Genomic DNA, 4,676 nt, shown 5'->3' on the forward strand with positions numbered 1-4,676 from the left:
ATACGTAATATTATGATTTTTTAAAAATAAGTTGGCACCAGATATGCTTAGATTTTAACCGGCAATCGGAAAGTGTCATTGTAATGGCGGCATACTGACCAATAACAATGAATTTTTCGATTATGACCACAAAACACTCAGAATTGGTTTATACCTTAAGTAAGGTGCTTTACGACCAAACCTAAGACGTGCCGGTTTAAAATAGCTGGCCAGTGACAGAGGACGAACGTCATGCTTGCTGAAAAACGGGATGAAATAGACAACCCCCTGATTTGGCCGATACTCAGTATTTTAGAGTCGACACGACAAAGTTGGAAAGTGCATCACCTGCTGGGTGAGTTGCGAAAAGATACCATGATGGCGCAACTCGATGAAGACCCCCATCTTGATCTGTTTAAACGCAATTTCCTGATCATGAACGCCCTATATCAACTGCAAGAAATGTTGCTGCCCCAGCAATGGTTGCAGGTTGAATCCATGGATATTCAATTACAATGGCGTGTGGGAGGTCATGGTTTTGTGGCCAAAGAAATCGATTACCAGGATCCATTACGCGATTACTACATGGACTGGAACAACTATGATGCTAGCCAAGATGATGTCAAAGAATTGCTGTCTTCTTTTTGGAAGCATTACCAGCGCCACATCGGTAATGATACGCCAGGGACTGCGATGCTGGAGCGAAACAAAGCACTTAACGTGTTAGGTTTGGACGAAAATGCGAGCGAACATGAAATTCGTCGCCAGTGGCGGAAGATGGCCCTAAAATGGCATCCGGATCGCCCTGAGGGTGATGCGACAACATTCCGTGAAATGTGTGAAGCGTGGCAGAGCTTAAGGCTTTAACCGGCGACGAGCGCTTTCACTGAGCCAGGATGCTCGAATCATAGCTAGATAATGAGCAGGGTGAGTGAATATTCACCCTGCTTCGTGTTTTTGAAGCAAGCCTGCGTAATCGCCTGCATGCCACTAAAGCACGCTTAACGCCTAGGCGTTGTTCAAACTGCGGCTACGCAGTTCAAAAATCAGCTTTTCAGCACTGCATTCAAATTGCATCTTAATCGTCAGTGCGTCGTTTTTAATGTGCTGACTATCAAAGTCATGCTTCACAGCAGGATTAATACTCTTTGCCAGGTCAAGATACTGCTCGAAGCGCGCCGCTATCGCCTCAGGGCTGTTGGCTTGAATGGTGACTTCTGCTRCATCATCGCCCTCTGAGATGATGTAGCCAATCTCAGCACTTACACCGCAAGCATCGCAAGCGTCAGTTTGGTTCTCTTTCATGGTGTTCCCCTACGTAAACGCAGCCAATGACGTCACGTTTAAGACGTGGCTGCAAACCAGTGGTACGATCTTTAGCAAACACATGCCTGTGGCACATTGAGATAGGTCAGGTTTTGATATCTTTTCTGTATTAATGATGGAAAAACTACCGGTGAACCAATCAAAAATAGCATCGAAAAAAAGAAAGGGGTGGTGCTAATCGTATTGTCTTGCGGCGCCCCAGCATAGATTGACGGGGCGCCGGTGAAGCTATAGCAAGTCTTCTTCCCACTGCACGAGCGTGCCTTTTGGCCAGTGAGTGCCAAGATCGTGGTATTCCTGCTCCAGCTTATGGCGACGAATTTTTAAGGTCGGTGTCAGTTTACCGTTCTCAATACTCCATGGTTCTTTAATCATCAACACACCTTTAATTTGCTGGTGTGACTCAAGTTCACCATTGATAGTATCCACCACTTTTTTTACTCGACGCTCGTAACGAGCGCGATCAAAATGAGGGAAATGGTGTGGGAGCGCAAGTAGAATCGGTGCTGGCATGCCTGAGCCAATTACGCACAACATTTCAGCGTTTGATAATTCAAATAAGCGCTTTTCAATCGGTACAGGGGCGACAAATTTACCTTTGGCGGTTTTGAACGTATCATTTTTGCGCCCTGAGATACTGAGGTAGCCATCGCTGTCGAGCTCCCCTAAATCACCAGTATGCAACCAACCGTCGACCAAGGTTTCTTTGGTTGCTTCTTCATTTTTGTAATAACCGCTAAACAGTCCTTGGCTTTTTACTAAGATTTCTTGGTCGTCTGCGATCTTGATTTCAACCCCTGGGCCGGCATTGCCAACGGTACCAATTTTATCGGCCCGGAAAGGATAATTAATGGTGCTGTAGGCATAACTTTCGGTCATGCCCCACGCTTCGGTGACATTCAAACCAATCTTGCGGTACCACTCCAACAATGCCGGCGCGACAGGGGCGGACCCACAGCCCAATACACGTGCTTGATCCAAGCCTAAGTTTTTAGCGACTTTATTTTTGACGATCGTACTCACTAACGGAATACGGAGCAGTAGGTTCAACTTACCGTCCGGCAGCTTCTCCTGGATTCGCTGTTGAAATAGGGTCCAAAGCCTTGGGACCGAAATAAACAGGGTTGGGCGATGCATTTTGACATCTTCAATGAAAGTATCGAGTGATTCAGGAAATGCCGTCGGGATCCCGCCCATAATGGCTGACCCCATGATGTATACACGCTCGGTAATATGGGCCAGTGGTAGGTAAGTGACGGTTCGTGGTTGGCGATCAGATCGTGCCATTCGTAATGACAGTTTACGGTAGGATAAGGGAGGGCAATTGTTTTTAGGTTCGGCAGACTTTCTAACGAGGCCGTTAGCGCTATACTGTCATCTAATTTACCCACAAACATTGCTTTCGATTCGCTGTGGTTAATGACATGATCGATAGTGTCGGTGCCCGCGGTAGGAAATATGGGCACACTGATGTAGCTTCCCATCATCATTGCTAAATCTGCGATAAACCACTCAGCACAGTTTTTTGATATCAGTGCGATTTTGTCACCCGGCTTAAGCCCCATATCGCGGAGCGCTGTTACCATTTTCTGGGCCTGCTCGGCGACCTCGGCAAAGGTATAATCATGAAAGCGGCGCCCGTGGATTTGGCGCAGAAAAACATGATTTGGGCGCTCATCGGCCCAACGTAAGATCTGATCATGTGGTTTGATATGTGACATTGGACTTCCTCATTGTCGCAACGTGGAGATACGTTAAAACGTTATAATAATGTTAACTTACGGATCCTCGGCCACCATACGCAAGATAATCATTTAAACGACTGTCTAAATTATGACTGATGACACTATTTGCGGTGTTTTTTGCCTGATTTTTCAGTTTTTTCACCCCATTTTCAGGAGCCAATGCCAAAAGCTTGATCAGCCTCCGTATTCACATAAGACGTTTACTGTCAGGCTTTATTGGTGAGTCTGTACTATTTTTACTAAGGGCTAGGCTTTATCGCGAGCCAGACGCAAGTGCGAGCCAAACGGGCGCGCGTTACAGCACTGCGCCAACAGTGGCGATTGACGGGAGAACAGGTTACGTATGCCTAAACGGAGTAAAGCGCAAACGCAACAGACCATTGAGCTCATCCTAGCAGAGGCGAAACACCAATTATTAATGCTTGGCTATGAGGGAATGTCGTATACCACGTTAAGCGAGGCGACCGGCGTATCGCGTACCGGGATTAGTCATCACTTTCCTCGAAAACAAGATTTTATGGTCGCGCTGGAGCCGTTTATCGTCGACAGCTTGCGCATGCCGCTTGATACAACCAGCACCATTAATGCGTTTATGACCAGTTGGATGCAGGCGATGCATGCAAACGGTGACTTCAAAGCCACGCTCAAACTCTGTTTCTATCTACTGATTAGTGGCAAAGCGGACAATGGCGCCGCGTTTAGAATTCTAAAAGCGTTACAAAAAGAGTGTGAGCAGCGTATGCAAACGGATCTCACCGTCGCTTTTTCGCAATTATTAGGTGCGAGCCTGTTACTGTGCCGTCAAAAAAGTGAGGGGCATGCGAAGTAACTGTATAGAGTGTCCGGTCCGATCAGGTTAGCGAGCAGATGCGGCGATAAAATTAACGCCCAACTGACAGACAGAGCTTAACTTTTTTGTTATATTGATCACGCTTTCAAAGCAATACATTTTTTGGAGATAACTATGAACAATACCGACCATCCTCCGAGTCGAAACGGAGAAAAATAGCGACTGTTGGTATTGTCTCTGCCAGTTTACCAGCCGTTGTTGATAGCTGGCCCCACCTGCTTTATTTTTCTCCTCTCGCTCTAACGCATAATGCTGCCTTTTAGGCGCTATACGTTGTTGATGGTCGTTACCTGTTGCCAATCGGGAGATTCGCCATGACGGTAATGAACAACACCTTTGATAACACTGCAACTTTCTCAACCTCCGAGATCGTCGCGGCTCGTAATGCCTTTTTACAATACGAATTAACTCGGCAAGCCGAGCTACTCACCGTAATGCCAATCGAGGAATCGATGGGTGTTCTGCGGCACTGCTCGGTGGCTCATGTTCAACATTTGCTCGATATATTGGGCGAGCAAGGCCATCAGCGGCAAGCGGATGAATATGCGCACCGCCTTGGAGTGATACCACCAAGGACCAACCTGCTTTTGCGTATGATGGAGACACTTCGCGCGCACCGCAAAGTCGTCACGATTATGTCGCTAGTAATGAGCACCATGGGGGTCGTCGGTTACTTGTCATTCTTGTTTTTGCCTAGTTGATGCGCACTTAGCTTGATCTTACGCAGTAAATTGTTGGGCAATTATGCTATCACTATAACGATAGTTGAATTATTC

4 protein-coding genes and 1 pseudogene are annotated in these 4,676 nt (G+C 46.8%); 3 read left to right on the forward strand and 2 right to left on the reverse strand.

Features of this window, described 5'->3' with window-relative positions:
• Positions 1-231: 231 nt before the first annotated feature.
• Positions 232-846, forward strand: coding sequence for a DNA-J related domain-containing protein (locus BZG79_RS11955; protein ID WP_021024428.1), 615 nt, complete (start codon positions 232-234; stop codon positions 844-846).
• A 141-nt stretch (positions 847-987) separates the two neighbouring features.
• On the opposite strand, the gene BZG79_RS11960 is transcribed toward BZG79_RS11955, so the two are convergent.
• On the reverse strand, positions 988-1,284 hold the full coding sequence (locus BZG79_RS11960) for a DUF406 family protein (protein ID WP_077774481.1): 297 nt from the start codon (positions 1,282-1,284) through the stop codon (positions 988-990).
• A 249-nt stretch (positions 1,285-1,533) separates the two neighbouring features.
• Positions 1,534-3,026: pseudogene (locus BZG79_RS11965) on the reverse strand (AMP-binding protein).
• A gap of 367 nt (positions 3,027-3,393) precedes the next feature.
• Here BZG79_RS11965 and BZG79_RS11970 point away from each other — a divergent pair.
• Positions 3,394-3,879, forward strand: coding sequence for a TetR/AcrR family transcriptional regulator (locus tag BZG79_RS11970; protein ID WP_021024431.1), 486 nt, complete (start codon positions 3,394-3,396; stop codon positions 3,877-3,879).
• Positions 3,880-4,214: 335 nt separating this feature from the next.
• Positions 4,215-4,601, forward strand: coding sequence for a hypothetical protein (locus tag BZG79_RS11975; protein WP_021024432.1), 387 nt, complete (start codon positions 4,215-4,217; stop codon positions 4,599-4,601).
• Positions 4,602-4,676: the final 75 nt, after the last annotated feature.

It is taken from the genome of Salinivibrio sp. MA427 (assembly GCF_001996115.1).
GTDB lineage: Bacteria > Pseudomonadota > Gammaproteobacteria > Enterobacterales > Vibrionaceae > Salinivibrio > Salinivibrio costicola.